At 69.2% G+C, this 13,515-nt stretch carries 13 protein-coding genes; 1 reads left to right on the top strand and 12 read right to left on the bottom strand.

What is annotated here, in order from left to right:
• Window positions 1–14 precede the first annotated feature (14 nt).
• Window positions 15–359 (top strand): type 2 periplasmic-binding domain-containing protein, encoded by a 345-nt coding sequence (locus IM697_RS30565; RefSeq protein WP_194039319.1) that lies wholly within the window; start codon window positions 15–17, stop codon window positions 357–359.
• A gap of 64 nt (window positions 360–423) precedes the next feature.
• Here the strand turns inward: IM697_RS30565 and IM697_RS30570 are convergent, their stop codons facing one another.
• The 12 genes from IM697_RS30570 to IM697_RS30625 form a co-directional block, all read right to left on the bottom strand.
• Window positions 424–1,158 (bottom strand): SDR family NAD(P)-dependent oxidoreductase, encoded by a 735-nt coding sequence (locus IM697_RS30570; RefSeq protein WP_194039320.1) that lies wholly within the window; start codon window positions 1,156–1,158, stop codon window positions 424–426.
• Between the two features lie 12 nt (window positions 1,159–1,170).
• Entirely contained in the window at window positions 1,171–2,580 is a 1,410-nt protein-coding gene (aspA, locus tag IM697_RS30575) for an aspartate ammonia-lyase (RefSeq protein ID WP_194039321.1), read from the bottom strand.
• A gap of 90 nt (window positions 2,581–2,670) precedes the next feature.
• On the bottom strand, window positions 2,671–3,954 hold the full coding sequence (locus IM697_RS30580) for an NAD(P)/FAD-dependent oxidoreductase (protein WP_194039322.1): 1,284 nt from the start codon (window positions 3,952–3,954) through the stop codon (window positions 2,671–2,673).
• Window positions 3,955–4,004: 50 nt separating this feature from the next.
• Window positions 4,005–4,670, bottom strand: a complete 666-nt coding sequence (locus tag IM697_RS30585) for a haloacid dehalogenase type II (protein ID WP_194039323.1) — start codon at window positions 4,668–4,670, stop codon at window positions 4,005–4,007.
• Window positions 4,671–4,716: 46 nt separating this feature from the next.
• A complete protein-coding gene (locus tag IM697_RS30590) occupies window positions 4,717–5,655 on the bottom strand; it encodes an aldo/keto reductase (protein ID WP_194039324.1) in 939 nt (312 codons plus the stop codon).
• Window positions 5,652–7,112 carry an aldehyde dehydrogenase family protein gene (locus tag IM697_RS30595; RefSeq protein WP_194039325.1) on the bottom strand — a complete coding sequence of 487 codons (1,461 nt, stop codon included), beginning with the start codon at window positions 7,110–7,112 and terminating at the stop codon, window positions 5,652–5,654. Before IM697_RS30595 ends, IM697_RS30590 begins: the two co-directional genes overlap by 4 nt.
• The gene (locus IM697_RS30600) at window positions 7,109–8,062 is read right to left on the bottom strand and encodes a succinylglutamate desuccinylase/aspartoacylase family protein (RefSeq protein ID WP_194039326.1); all 954 of its coding nucleotides are present in this window, start codon (window positions 8,060–8,062) and stop codon (window positions 7,109–7,111) included. Before IM697_RS30600 ends, IM697_RS30595 begins: the two co-directional genes overlap by 4 nt.
• A gap of 41 nt (window positions 8,063–8,103) precedes the next feature.
• Complete coding sequence (locus tag IM697_RS30605; RefSeq protein ID WP_194039327.1) at window positions 8,104–9,486, bottom strand: aminotransferase class III-fold pyridoxal phosphate-dependent enzyme; 1,383 nt, start codon at window positions 9,484–9,486, stop codon at window positions 8,104–8,106.
• Window positions 9,483–10,349 (bottom strand): ABC transporter permease, encoded by an 867-nt coding sequence (locus IM697_RS30610; protein ID WP_194039328.1) that lies wholly within the window; start codon window positions 10,347–10,349, stop codon window positions 9,483–9,485. Before IM697_RS30610 ends, IM697_RS30605 begins: the two co-directional genes overlap by 4 nt.
• Window positions 10,346–11,236, bottom strand: coding sequence for an ABC transporter permease (locus IM697_RS30615; RefSeq protein ID WP_194039329.1), 891 nt, complete (start codon window positions 11,234–11,236; stop codon window positions 10,346–10,348). The genes IM697_RS30610 and IM697_RS30615 overlap by 4 nt, the downstream gene beginning before the upstream one ends.
• Before the next feature lie 3 nt (window positions 11,237–11,239).
• Window positions 11,240–12,379 carry an ABC transporter ATP-binding protein gene (locus tag IM697_RS30620; RefSeq protein WP_194039330.1) on the bottom strand — a complete coding sequence of 380 codons (1,140 nt, stop codon included), beginning with the start codon at window positions 12,377–12,379 and terminating at the stop codon, window positions 11,240–11,242.
• Window positions 12,372–13,478, bottom strand: a complete 1,107-nt coding sequence (locus IM697_RS30625; RefSeq protein ID WP_194039331.1) for an ABC transporter substrate-binding protein — start codon at window positions 13,476–13,478, stop codon at window positions 12,372–12,374. The genes IM697_RS30620 and IM697_RS30625 overlap by 8 nt, the downstream gene beginning before the upstream one ends.
• Window positions 13,479–13,515: the final 37 nt, after the last annotated feature.

Genomic DNA, 13,515 nt, shown 5'->3' on the forward strand with positions numbered 1-13,515 from the left:
ACTTCGTTCACCGCATGCGGAGGCCGTACCGACCGGAGGACCAACGACGCCGGGAGCAGCAAGACCCAGAGACCGGCATCCGGGTCAGCGTGGTCAACATCCCCTTCTACGCGCAGATCCTTGCGCAGATCAAGGAAGGTCGCCCGCGGTTCGACGTCATCGACATCGACATGAGCGCCCTGGCACGCTTCGCGGGGGACGAGGCCACGCAGGAGCTCGACTACGACCGGCTGAAGAGCACGAGGAACGCCGGCATCGCCGAGTCGCTGCTCACCTCGTACGGCGTCGGCAAGAACTACTGGGCCAGCGTCATGGCGTTCCGCACCGACGCCTTCGGCGGGAAGACGCCGCGGTCCTGAACCGAACCTGACGCGGACACGGCCGACGCCCTGCTGGACCAATGGGGCGACGCGGACTGGTGACTCAGAACGCCGTGTAGCCGCCGTCCACGGGAAGCACGGCACCGGTGATGTACGACGACTCCGGACAGGCGAGGAAGAGGACCGCGTCGGCGACCTCCTCGGGTGTGGCGAGCCGGCGCAGCGGTATGGAGTCCTCTCTGGCGCGCCGGTAGGCGGCGGGGTCGGGACGTCGCTGGAACGAGGCCTCGATGAGCGGCGTCACGGTCAGACCTGGCGCGACCACGTTGACGCGGATGTTGCGGGACGCCCATTCGATGGCAGCGCCGCGGGCGAGCGCGATGAGACCGCCCTTGGCGGCGGAGTACAAGGTCTGGTTCGGCATGCCGACCATGCCGAGGCGCGAACTGACGCACACCATCGACGCCCCCGACTCCGGAGCCAGCGGCATCAGGTGCTTCATGACCAGGAACGCGCTCAGGAGGTTGCTGTGGAGCAGGTCGCGTGCGTCGTCGGCAGTCGTCTCTGCGAGCGGGCTGGACTGCTGGAGTCCGTGGCAGAGGACGACGACTCCCACTTCCCCCAGGTGATCCGCCGCTCTGGTGGCGAGCCCGGAGACGAAGGTCTCGTCGTTGAGGTCCCCCGCGAGGTAGAGATCGTCCGGATGGCTCTCGGGCAACTCGGGTCGCCGTCCGGTGAGCAGGAGGTTGGCGCCCTCGCGGCGGAAGTGGGAGGCGACCGCCTGACCGATCCCGCTCGATGCTCCGGTGATCACGGCGTTGACCTTCTGGAGTCTCATATTCGTTCCCTGTCAGGCCGGCACCTGGCCGTTGCCCGCCACGGCCTCGGGCCGCAGCAGGTCGGCAAGGGTCTCGGCGGGCAACAGGCCCTTCTCCAGGACGAGTTCGGCCACGCCCCGGCCGGTGACGAGGGCCTCCTTGGCGATGTCGGTGGCTGCCGTGTACCCGATGTACGGGTTCAACGCGGTCACCAGACCGATGGAGGTCTCCACCGCCGCGCGGAGTTCGTCCTTGTTGGCGGTGATGCCGTCCACGCACCGCTCGGCCAGCGTGAGACAGGCTGCGCGGAGGTGCGTGAGGGACTCCGACAGCGAGTGCAGGATGATCGGCTCGAAGGCGTTGAGCTGGAGCTGGCCGGCCTCGGCGGCCATGGTGATGGCGACGTCGTTGCCGATCGCCTCGAAGGCGACCTGGTTGACGACCTCGGGGATCACCGGGTTGACCTTGCCGGGCATGATCGACGAACCGGCCTGTACGGGCGGCAGGTTGATCTCGTTGAGGCCGGCCCGGGGACCGGAGGAGAGCAGGCGCAGGTCATTGCAGCTCTTGGACAGCTTCACGGCGATGCGCTTGAGGACGCCCGACATCTGGACGAAGGCGCCGCAGTCCTGGGTGGCCTCGACCAGGTTGGCGGCGGTGACCAGCGGCAGCCCGGTGATCTCGGCGAGGTGGCGGCGCGCCGACTCGGCGTATCCGGCAGGTGCGTTCAGTCCGGTGCCGATGGCGGTGGCGCCGAGGTTGATCTCATGGACAAGCTCCACGGCCTCGGCGAGGCGGGACCGGTCCTCGTCCAGCATCACCGCGAACGTGGAGAACTCCTGGCCCAGAGTCATCGGCACGGCATCCTGGAGCTGGGTGCGCCCCATCTTCAGCACATCGCGGAACTCCACTGCCTTACGGGCGAAGGAGTCCTGCAGAACCGCCATCGCCTTGAGCAGCTCACGCACCGCGAACACGATGGCGATCTTCACGGCGGTCGGATACACGTCGTTGGTGGACTGACCGAGGTTGACGTCCTCGTTGGGGTGCAGGTACCGGTACTCGCCCTTGGCGTGGCCCAGCAGCTCCAACGCCCGGTTCGCGATGACCTCGTTGGCGTTCATGTTGGTCGAGGTGCCGGCGCCGCCCTGGATGACGTCGACGACGAACTCCTCGTGCAGCTTGCCGGAGCGGATCTCCCGGCAGGCGGCGACGATCGCGGCCGCCTTCTCCGGCGCCAGCAGCCCCAGCTCCTCATTCGCCTCAGCGGCGGCCTCCTTGACGGCGGCCAGGGCGTCGATCAGGTGCGGATAAGCGGAGATGGGCGTGCCGGTGATCGGGAAGTTCTCCGTGGCACGCAGGGTGTGAACACCCCAGTAGGCGTCGACGGGTACATCCCGGTCACCGAGCAAGTCGTGCTCAATGCGGGTGACGGCGTTCATGAGGCTGGGGTCTTCTCTCGGGAGGCATGGTGGGGGCCTTCCACGCTGCTGCGCGGAAGGCCCCGCGGTGTCACCGGTGTCGGTACCTGCTCAGAGCAGGCGGTCCTTGGCCTGGTAGTAGGCGCCGCCGAACGGCAGGAACCAGGCGGTGCCGTTGTAGAAGGGGACGGGGACCTTGGGGAAGCCGAGGCCGCGCAGGGGGTTGGCCTCCGGCTTGCCGTCCATCATCTCGGCGACCGCACGGCCCATGTAGGTGGCCATCTGGACGCCGTGGCCGCAGTAACCCATGGAGTAGTACAGGCCGTTGACCTCGCCGGCGTGCGGAATGCGGTCCCAGGAGAAACCGACCATGCCGCCCCACACGTAGTCGATGCGCACCCCTGCCAGCTGCGGGAAGATCTCGGTCATCTCCCGCTTGAGGATGTCGCCGCTCTTGATGTCGGAGGCCGGGTTGGAGGGGGCGAAGCGGGCCCGGCCGCCGAAGGCGAGGCGGTTGTCCGGGGTGAGGCGGACGTAGTGGCCGACGTTCTTGTGGGCGACCATCAGCCGGCCGTTCGGGATCAGCTCCTTGGCGCGCGCCTCCCCCAGCGGCTCGGTCACGATGATGAAGCTGCCGACGTTGATCAGCCGCTTGCGGAACCACGGCATCGACTTGTCGGTGTAGGCGTCGGTGGCCGCCATGACCTGCTTGGCGCGGATGGTGCCGTGCAGGGTCTCCACCAGGAAGCCGCCGCCGGGGAGGCGGGTGAGGCCGGTGGCGGCGTTGCGCTCGTGGATCTCGGCGCCGGCACGTTCGGCGGCGTCCGCCAGGCCGTGGACGTACTTGCCGACGTGGAGGGCGGCGCTGTCCGGGTCGAGCAGGGCGCCGTGGTAGTAGTCCGAGCCGAGTTCGGCCCGCAGTTCGCTCTTGCTCAGGACGATCGTCTCGTGGCCGAAGTTGTCGGCCAGGTCGCGTTGCTTGGCGCGCAGGCCGTCGAAGTGCTGGGGCTTGCAGACCAGGCCGAGGCGCCCGGCGCGGTGGAAGTCGCAGTCGATCTGTTCCGTCCGCGTGAGGTCCTCGACGAGGTCGACGGCCTCGCGGAAGGCGTCGTACAGCTCCAGTGCGCGCTCCTGGCCGTAGCGCTTGCGCGCCTCGGCGGGGCTGATGGTGATGCCCTGGGTGCACATACTGCCGTTGCGCCCGGAGGCACCCGAGCCGACCTTGTCCTTTTCCACGAGGACGACCCGGGCGCCCTTGCGGGCGGTGTGGTAGGCGGTGGACAGGCCGGTGAGACCGCCGCCGATCACCACCACGTCCGCCTCGTCGGGCAGGTCCTTTCCGGAACGGTCGGGCAGGGCGGGGGCTGTGTCCAGCCAGTAGGGGATCTGCTTCATGGCGTACGTCCTCTGTGTTTCTCGGTCCTGTGTCGCCGGTGTGCCGCAGGTCAGCAGCCGAGCAGCTTCGGCAGGCCTGACAGGTCACGCAGCTCGTCGTACGGCTGGTAGTCGGCGCTGCCCTTGCGGCCGTAACGGTTGATCCACACCCGGCGCTTCAGGCCCAGGTCGCGGGTCGGGATGTGGTCGTACTCCCAGCCCTGGGCGACGTGGATGACCTGCGAGGGCTCGACGCCCATGGTCTTGAACGCGTACTCGAAGGTCTGGCGGTCCGGCTTGTAGGCGCCGGCCTGCTGGGCGGTGATGACGTAGTCGAACTCGACGCCGATGTTCTCGACGTTCCGCGCGATCAGGTTGTCGTCGGTGTTGGAGATGATGGCGATCTCGTACTTGGTCTTCAGGGCGCGCAGCGCGTCCGGGACCTCCGGGTGGGGACCGAAGGTGGGGACGGCCTCGACCAGGGCGTCGCCGTCGGACTCGCGGTACTCCAGGCCGTGCAGGCGCATGGCGTTGCGCAGGCTGGAGTGCAGGACCTCGTGGTAGGGGCGGTAGGCCTCCAGGACGGCCTGGAAGCGCATGACGCGGAAGTCGTCGAGGAACTCGTCGACATCCAGGTTGTCCAGGTCCAGCCGGTCCTCCAGGACCTTCAGGGTCGTGGGGCCGAGCTCGAAGTTGATCAGGGTCGCGTAGGCGTCGAAGGTGACGATCTCTCGCATGGTGTCCAGCCTTGGTCTCTCGCGGTTTTCAGAGGGGGTGGGGGCTTCAGACGACGCGTTCGCCGGGGGCGACGATCGCGTCGAGCACGGCCAGGTCGGCCGGGCTCGGTATCCAGTCGGCCGCCGCCGCGTTGGCGGTGACCTGGTGGGGTGTCATGGCGCCGCAGATGACGGAGCCGACGGCGGGCAGGGCCGCCAGTGCGCCGACCGCGACTTGGAGGAGGGTCAGGCCGCGGTCGGCGCCGTACGAGGTGAGCGCCTCGACCCTGTCGAGGGCCGCGTCGGTGAGCCAGCCCCGGCGCCAGGACAGGCGGCTGCCGGGCGGGGGCTCCTCGCCGCGCCGGTACTTTCCGCTGAGCAGGCCGTTGGCCAGCGGGTAGTACGGCAGCAGGCCGACGCCGTGGTGCAGGCAGGCCGGGATCAGGTCCCGTTCCGCACCGCGGTCGAGCAGGTGGTAGGGCGCCTGGGTGGACACGAAGGCGTCCGTGACGTGCTCGGCCGGGAGGTTGGAGCAGCCGATGTACCGGATCTTGCCCTCGGCGACCAGCTCCCGGAGCGCGGCGACTGTCTCCGCCAACGGCGTGACACCGTCCGGCTCGTGGTACTGGTACAGGTCGATCCGGTCGGTGCCGAGCCGGCGCAGCGACGCCTCCACCGCGTACCGGATGTAGGCGCGGGATCCGCGCGGACCGCACAGGTCGGCATCCCTGCTCATCTCCATGCCGAACTTGGTGGCGAGCACGATGTCGTCGCGGTGGCCCTTGAGGGCGGCACCCAGCAGGCGTTCGCCGTCGCCGCGCGAGCCACCCCGCTCACCGGACCCGCCGTACATGTCGGCGGTGTCGAACAGGGTGATCCCGGCGTCGAGGGCGGCGTGGACGACGGCCTTCGTGCCGTCCTCGTCGAGACGGCTGCCGAAGTTGTTGCCGCCCACGCCGACCACCGAGACGGTCGGGCCGCGCTCACCGAGGGTGCGGTATCTCATGACCGGTTTCCGAACCCGATGCAGACGTTCTTGGTCTGCAGGTAGCTGGCCAGGCCCTCAAGGCCCTTCTCCCGGCCCCAGCCGCTGTGCTTGTAGCCGCCGAAGGGGAGCTCGACGCCCGTGCCGACGCCGGTGGCGTTGACATAGACCTGGCCGGCCCGGATGCCCTCGGCCATCCGCATCGCCTTGTCGATGTCGCGGGTCCACACGTACGAGGCGAGGCCGTACGGACTGTCGTTGGCGATCTCCAGCGCCTCGTCGGCGTCGTCGAACTCGATGACCGTGACGACGGGACCGAAGATCTCCTCGCGGGCGCAACGGGCCTGGTTGTCGAGCCCGGTGAGGACGGTCGGCTCGACGAAGTAGCCGTCGGCCAGCTCGGGGTCCGAGGGGGCGCCTCCGCCGGCCCGTGCCACGGCGCCCTCTTCCCGCGCCAGCTCCAGGTAGCCGAGGACCCGGTCCCGCTGCCGTGCGGCGACCAGCGGGCCGACGTCGGGGTCGGCGAGGCCTGGGCCGACGCGCAGGGAGGCGGCGTGCGCGACGAGCTTGTCCAGGAACTCCTCGGCGCCACGCTGGAGCAGCAGCCGGGTGCCGGCCGAGCAGGTCTGCCCGGCGTTGCCGAACGCGGAGGCGGCGACCGCGCCGAGCGCCAGGTCGAAGTCGGCGTCCGCGAAGACGACGACCGGCGACTTGCCGCCCAGTTCGGTGACCGAGGGCACCACGTTCGCGGCGGCGGCCTGCGCGACCTTGATGCCGGTCGGCACGGACCCGGTGAAGGTGACCTGGTCGATGTCGGGGTGGCCGGCGAGGGCCGCGCCGGTCTCGCCGTCGCCGGGGACGACGTTCAGCACGCCCGGCGGAAGACCGCACTCCAGGGCGATCCTGCCGATCTCCAGCGGGGTGAGCGGCGCCTCGGGCGACGGCTTGAGCACCACCGTGCAGCCGGCGGCCAGCGCCGGGGCGGAGCCTCTCGCGGTGTTCTGCAGCGGGTAGTTGAACGGGATGATCTGGCCGGACACGCCGATCGGCTCACGGACCGTGTAGTCGATCAGGCCGGGGCCGAGCGGGATCGTCGAGCCGCCGAGCTTGTCGGCGACGCCCGCGTAGAACTCGAAGTAGCGGGCCGCGGCCTCGACATCGGCCTTCGCCTGGCGGAGCGGCTTGCCGACGTCCTGGCTCTCCAGGCGGGCCAGCCGTTCGCCCTGGTAACGGATGGCCTCGGCGATCCGGTACAGGATCCGGCCGCGATCGGCGGCACGCATCCGGGCCCACTCGGGTGCGGTGAAGGCCGCGCGCGCCGCCGCCACCGCCTGGTCCACATCGGCCTTGCCGCCCAGCGCCACCTGGGCGATGGCCATGCCGTTCGACGGGTCGAGGACGGTGAAGGTGCGGCCGTCGACGGCGGGGACCTGCTTGCCGTCGATCAGCAGCTCGCTCAGCTGCAGTTCGCCGCTCATGGCTGGATCTCCCCCAGCACCTCGCCGAAGATGACGACCTCGTCGCCGGGACGGACCGTGCGGATCCGGCGCACCCAGAGCACGATGCCCTCCTGCGGGGCAGTGACCTCCTCCAGCGTGTTGCCGTAGTGGTCGGTGATGGTGGCGATCAGGTCGCCTTCCTTGCAGGTCTCCCCCGGCTCGGCGCGGGCGACGAAGAAGCCGCCGGCGGCGGAGCGGGCGAAGGTGCCGGAGACCGTCGTGTAGGTGTCCCGCAGCTCCGCCTCGCCGTCGATCATGCCGAGGCTGCGCAGGATGTTGCGGATCGAGTGCATGTGGTGCTCGACGTTGGTCTCGCGGTACGTGGCGCCACCGCACTCGATGGTGATGGCGGGCTTGCCGGCTTCGAGGACGGGGTGGCGGACCGTGCCGCCCCACTTGCCGCCCTTCCAGACCAGCTCGTGCCCGGCGGCCAGCGCCAGGTCCGTCGCCAGTTCCTCGTAGCCGCCCTGGAGGATGACCAGTGGGGCGATCTCGCCGTAGGCGCCACCGGTGTGCAGGTCGACCACGGCGTCGACGGCGGGGACGACCTGCTCGACGAAGGTGGCGGCCAGACGCTGCGAGTACGAGCCCTCGGCGTCGCCCGGGAAGATGCGGTTGAGGTTGAGGTGGTCGATGCCGCTGGCGCGGGCGGCCGCCTCGAAGGCCGGGGTGTTCATGCAGGGGATGCCGACGACGGTGCCGCGCAGCGTGGCCGGGTCGATCTCGGCGAGCACGCGGCGGATGGCCTCCTGGCCGTCGTACTCGTCGCCGTGCACGCCCGCGTCCACACACAGGACCGGGCCGTCCTGCGCGCCGTTGACGACGATCAGCGGAATGCCGAGCTCCACGCCGTAGCTGCTGGTGCCGACCGGGATCAGGCCCTGGGCGCGCTCGCCCGGGGCGACGGTCAGCGGACCGATGGAGTACATGTGGTTCCTTCCCAAAACGTGGGCCAGATGCGGAACGTGGATCAGATGCGGGCGGACGCCTCGGCGAGGGTGCCCGCGATGATCGCGGCGATACGGTCGAGGACGGCACGGTCGCTGATCAGCGGGGGCGCGATCTGGACCAGGGGCCTGGAGCGGTCGTAGACGCGGGCCAGCAGGCCGGCCTCGCGCAGCCGACGCGGGATCAGGTCGCCGATCAGAGCGGCTCGGGCGGTGGCGCTGAAGCCGCCGTCGTCCAGGTCGCCCACGAGTTCGCAGGAGTAGAAGAACCCGGTGCCGCGGACGTCGCCGACGATCGGCAGGTCCTTGAGCGCCGCCATGCGCTTGGCCAAGTCCCCCTGGAGACCGCGGACGTTGTCCAGGATGCGGTCCCGCTCCATGATCTCCAGGTTGCGCAGGGCGATGGCCGTGCTCAGCGGGTGCCCGGCGAAGGTGTAGCCGTGGTTGAGGACCGCGCCGGGCCGGTTGATGACCTCGGTGACCTTGGTGCCGACCAGGGTCGCACCCAGGGGTGCGTATCCGGCGGTGATGCCCTTGGCGACGGTGACCATGTCCGGGCGGGCGCCGTAGCGGTCCCCGCCGAACCACTCCCCGATCCGGCCGAAGGCCGTGATGACCTCGTCGGCGACGAGCAGGAAGCCGTACCGGTCGGCCAGCGCCCGCAACCCCTGCCAGTAACCCTGGGGCGGCGTGATGCAGCCACCCCGGTTCTGCACCGGCTCGGCGATGAGCATCGCGACGGTCTCCGGGCCCTCGGTCAGGATCGCGGTCTCCAACTCCGCGAGCAGCCATGCCGTGTACACCTCGTCGTCCGCGAACTCCGGTGCGAGGCCGAGACGGTTGGTGTTGGACACGAACCGGGTGTCGATGGCCGGCGGTCCGTACGGCTCCGTCAGGCCGGGGTCGTCGTTGAACGACAGGGTGCCGATGGTCAGGCCGTGGTAGGCGCCGCGCCGGGCGATCGCCTTGGTGCGGCCCGGCTCGCCGCGCAGGGCGTGGTAACGACGGGCTATCTTCCAGGCGGTCTCGACGGCTTCGGCGCCACCGCTCGAGAAGAAGGTGTGCTCGATGTCGACGGGGGCGATCCAGGACAGTCGCTCGGCGAGTTCGATGGCCGACGGGTGCGCGGAGCCGGTCCACAGCGGGCTGTAACACAGCTCGCTCAGCTGCCGTTCGGCTGCCTCGGCGAACTCGGGCCCGTAGGAGTAGCCGAGCTGGCAGCAGTACAGCCCTGACAGGCCGTCGATGTAGCGCCTGCCTTCGGCGTCATCGACGTACGGGCCCTCCCCTCGCTGGACGACGAGAAGGTCTTCGCCCCGGTCGCCGAGCGATCCGTTGGCGGTCATGTTCAGCAGCAGGTGCCGCTGAGCGGTGGCCGCGGTCAGCTGAGTGGCGGCGGTGGTCATACGGCGTCGCCTCCGGGGTTGGCGACGCCGACGGTGTTCTCGACGGAGAGCAGGGATTGCTGTCGTCCGGAGCCGATCCAGCGGACGAGGGCGACGAGGCCGAGGGCGAGGATGGCGAAGGCGGTCAGGAGTGCGCTGACGGCGGTGACGCTGGGGTCGATTTCGAAGGTGAGGGAGTTGTAGACGCGTACGGGCAGGGTGACGGTGTCGACGGAGGAGAGGAACTGGGCGATGTAGAACTCGTCGAAGCTGGTGATGAAGGAGAAGATCGCGGCGGCGATCATGCCGGGTGCGGCGAGGGGGAAGGTGATCTTCCGGGCGATGGTGAGGCGGCCGGCGCCCATGCTGGCGGCGGCGTCTTCGAGGCGTTCGTCGATGCCGCGCAGGGTCGCGATCAGGATGAGGACGGCGATCGGTGCGGCGAGCACGGTGTGGCCGAGGGCGATGGCGATGGGGCTGCCCAGCATCGCGGCGGGTTCGAAGAGCAGGAACAGGCCGAGTGCGGTGACGATCTGGGGGATGAGCAGTGGTCCGAGGACCAGGGCGAAGACCGCGGAGCGCAGGGGGAGTTCGCTGCGGGTCAGGGCGGTCGCGGCGGTCACGCCGATGATGAGGGAGAAGACGGTGCTCAGGGCGGCGACGAGTGCGCTCAGGGAGAGTGCGGCGGGCCATTTGCTGCCGTCGGCGAACAGGGCCTTGTACCAGTTCAGTGTCCATGCCTCGGGTGGGAAGGCGGCGAAGGCGTTGTTGCTGAAGGAGGTGACGAGGATGACGACGATCGGCAGCGCCAAAAACAGCAGGATGATGGTGGCGACGGCGGTCAGGGCGATCCGTCCGGCGAGGGTCTTGCGCAGCTCCATCATGAGGCGCTCCTCTTCTTGCGGCTGGCGCCCAGGGAGGTCACGGCCTTGACCAGGAGCAGTCCGGCCAGGGTGAGGACCAGCAGGATGACGCCCTGGGCGGCGGCCCCGTTCCACTGGTTCTCTTTCGTGACCTGCTGGTTGATGAGGGTGGCGATCATCGTCTGGTTGGGTCCGCCCATCAGGGCGGGGGTGATGTAGTAGCCCAGGGAGAGGATGAAGCTGAGCAGTCCGGCGCTGGCCAGGCCGGGGGCGACCAGCGGCAGGTAGATGCGGCGGAAGATGGTCACGCGTTTCGCGCCCATGCTGGACGCGGCGGCGAGCAGGCGGCGGTCCACGCCGCGCATCACGCCGTACAGCAGCAGCACCGTATAGGGCAGCATCATGGAGGTGGTGCCGATGACCACACCGAGCTCGTTGTAGAGCAGCCGGAACGGTGCGCCCGGTGCCCACGCCAGGGACTCGTTCACCAGGCCCTTGTCGCCGAGCATGATGATCCAGCCGTAGGTGCGTACCAGGGCGCTGACGAAGTGCGGGACGACCACGACCAGCATGGCCAGCCCGGCCAGGAGGGGCTTGAGTCGGCAGATCGCCTGGGCCAGGACGAAGCCGAAGACCAGGCTCAACAGCGCTGTCTCGGCGGAGATCCGCAGCGTGGTGAACAGTACCGACAGGTTGACCCCGGTCAGTGCGTCGGCGTACCAGTGCAGGGTGAAGGAGCCGTCGGCGTTCTGCAGGCTGAGCAGCAGGGTGCTGAAGATCGGGTAGACGAACAGCACCAGCAGGTAGACGACGACCGGCAGCGCGTACAGGATCCCGACCCGCGTCCGGCGCGAGGCCAGGAGCTTGCGCGGACGGGCGGGTGCCCCCGCGGTGAGGGTGGCGGCCATGGCTCACCCTGCCTGTTCGCTGGGGAAGAGGTTGACGTCGCCGGCATCGGCGGTGATCCCGACCCGCTCGCCGGCGACGGGACCCCGGCCTGCCGGTACTTCCAGGCGCAGCAGCGGCGCCTGGCCGCCGTCGATGCGTACGCCGGCGCGGACCAGGGTGCCCACGTAGGTGGCCGTCTCGACGGTGCCGGAACAGAACCCGTCATCACTGGCGCAGGCCCGCAGCCGGCCCGGCTGAACAGCCACCTTGACCTGCGTACCAGGGGCCAGCTCGTGGCGGCGCGCCTTCAGCAGCCCGCCACTGCCATCGAGGCGGACCAGGGTGTGCTCGCCGTCCTGTTTCTCGATGCGGCCGTCAAGGAAGTTGGCCGCGCCGAGGAAGTCCGCCACGAACGGCGTCTTGGGCCGTTCGAACAGCTCCCTCGGGGTGTCGAACTGCTCGATCAGGCCGTTGCGCATCACCGCGATACGGTCCGACATGACCAGCGCTTCTTCCTGATCGTGCGTCACGTAGATGACGGTCAGGCCCAGTTCCTGCTGGATGGTCTTGATCTCGACCTGGAGCTGGTCACGCAGCTTCTTGTCCAGCGCGCCCAGCGGCTCGTCCATCAGGATGACCGGCGGGCGGTAGACCAGCGCCCGGCACAACGCCACCCGCTGCTGCTGACCACCCGACAGCTCACGCGGCTTACGCCCGCCGAACCCGGACAGGCCGGCGATCTCCAGCGTCTCCCCCACCCGGCGCCGGATCTCGTCCTTCGGCACCCCGCGCAGGGTGAGCGGGAAGGCGACGTTCTCGGCGACCGTCATGTGCGGGAACAGCAGGTACTGCTGGAACACGAAACCCAGGCCCCGCTTCTGCGGCGCCAGCCGCGTCACATCGCGGCCCCCGACGGTGATGGTGCCGGAGTCCGGCTCGCAGAACCCGGCGATCATCATCAACGTCGTGGTCTTGCCCGACCCGGAGGCGCCGAGGAAGGTGACGAACTCCCCGGCCGCGATCTCCATCGACGCCTCGTCGACCGCGACGACATCCCCGTACGTCTTGCGCAGAGCCACCACCGACAGCGACTTGCCGCTCCCGGCGGCCGGCGTGGCGCCGGACATCTTCACCGACGGTGCGGCGATACCGAATTCAGCCACGAGCCCACTCCAGCCAGCGCTTGGTGACGGCCGATTCGTTCTTCAGCCACCAGTCGATATCCGCGTCAAAGCCCTTGTCGTAGTACTTGGGCGCACCCGCCAGCGCGTCGCGCTCCTCCTCGGTGAGCTTCTCGTAAGCCAGCGGGGAGGCCGGGTTCGAGGGGAAGGCCTTCGCCAGAGCGGCCTGGCTCTCCGCACGCAGCGAGAAGTCCATCAGCTGGTAGGCGGCGTCCACATTGGCCGCGCCCTTGGCGATGGCATAGCCCTGGAACTGCCGGCGCATACCGTTGAGCTGCCTGGTGACCGGAACGCCCTGCTTCTGCAGATCGGCGATACGACCGTCCCACACGGTGGACATCGTCACCTCCTCGCGGCTGAGCAGAACGCCGGGGAGCGGGCCGCTGTCCCAGAACTTCTTGATGTCACCCCGCAGCCGGGTCAGCACCTTGAACGCGCGGTCCACATCCAGCGGATACAGCTTGTCCATCGGGACACCGTCGGCCAGCAGCGCGAACTCCAGCTCCGGCAGATCACCGTCCGGGTTGCACATCGAACGGCCGCCCTGGAACGCCCCGGTGTCCCAGAAGTCCGCCCATGACTCCGGCTTCTTACCGCCGAACGCATCCGTGCGGTATGCCATACAGGCGCCGTAGAAGCTGCTGCCGATGGCATGGTCGGTGATCTGGTTGTCGGGGAGCTTCGCGCTCTTCACGCTCTTGACCCGGTCGAGGTCCAGCGCCTCCAGCGCGTCCTGGGCCACGTACTTGTGGTGAGACGTCATCGAGTTGTTGATGAGGTCACACTGCGGCCGGCCCTGCTTGATCTGCGCCAGCAGCGGAGCGTCGTCCAGGTTCAGCACCTTCACCTGGATACCGGTCTCCTGCGTGAACGGCGTGTAGATCGCCTTCTGCAGAGCCGCACCATAGGAACCGCCGCTGTCACGGACGACCACCGTCTTCCCGCCCTTGCCACCGCTGCCGGCGCCGGACCGGCTGGTACCGGTACCGCAGGCGGAGAGGGCGGTCGCGGCGGCGACACCCGCAGTGACCCCGCCTATTCCTCGCAGGAACAGTCTGCGGTCTATTCGGGCATCTTTCATCGTGTGCCTCCTGGGTGGTGCTGGCCGTGAAGGGGAG

The organism is Streptomyces ferrugineus (genome assembly GCF_015160855.1).
In the GTDB taxonomy this organism is placed as follows: Bacteria; Actinomycetota; Actinomycetes; order Streptomycetales; family Streptomycetaceae; genus Streptomyces; species Streptomyces ferrugineus.

Coding starts and splice junctions, on each gene's coding strand:
- IM697_RS30565 (WP_194039319.1), top strand. CDS start 15: ATGCGGAGGCCGTACCGACCGGAGGACCAACGACGCCGGGAGCAGCAA.
- IM697_RS30570 (WP_194039320.1), bottom strand. CDS start 1,158: ATGAGACTCCAGAAGGTCAACGCCGTGATCACCGGAGCATCGAGCGGG.
- aspA (WP_194039321.1), bottom strand. CDS start 2,580: ATGAACGCCGTCACCCGCATTGAGCACGACTTGCTCGGTGACCGGGAT.
- IM697_RS30580 (WP_194039322.1), bottom strand. CDS start 3,954: ATGAAGCAGATCCCCTACTGGCTGGACACAGCCCCCGCCCTGCCCGAC.
- IM697_RS30585 (WP_194039323.1), bottom strand. CDS start 4,670: ATGCGAGAGATCGTCACCTTCGACGCCTACGCGACCCTGATCAACTTC.
- IM697_RS30590 (WP_194039324.1), bottom strand. CDS start 5,655: ATGAGATACCGCACCCTCGGTGAGCGCGGCCCGACCGTCTCGGTGGTC.
- IM697_RS30595 (WP_194039325.1), bottom strand. CDS start 7,112: ATGAGCGGCGAACTGCAGCTGAGCGAGCTGCTGATCGACGGCAAGCAG.
- IM697_RS30600 (WP_194039326.1), bottom strand. CDS start 8,062: ATGTACTCCATCGGTCCGCTGACCGTCGCCCCGGGCGAGCGCGCCCAG.
- IM697_RS30605 (WP_194039327.1), bottom strand. CDS start 9,486: ATGACCACCGCCGCCACTCAGCTGACCGCGGCCACCGCTCAGCGGCAC.
- IM697_RS30610 (WP_194039328.1), bottom strand. CDS start 10,349: ATGATGGAGCTGCGCAAGACCCTCGCCGGACGGATCGCCCTGACCGCC.
- IM697_RS30615 (WP_194039329.1), bottom strand. CDS start 11,236: ATGGCCGCCACCCTCACCGCGGGGGCACCCGCCCGTCCGCGCAAGCTC.
- IM697_RS30625 (WP_194039331.1), bottom strand. CDS start 13,478: ATGAAAGATGCCCGAATAGACCGCAGACTGTTCCTGCGAGGAATAGGC.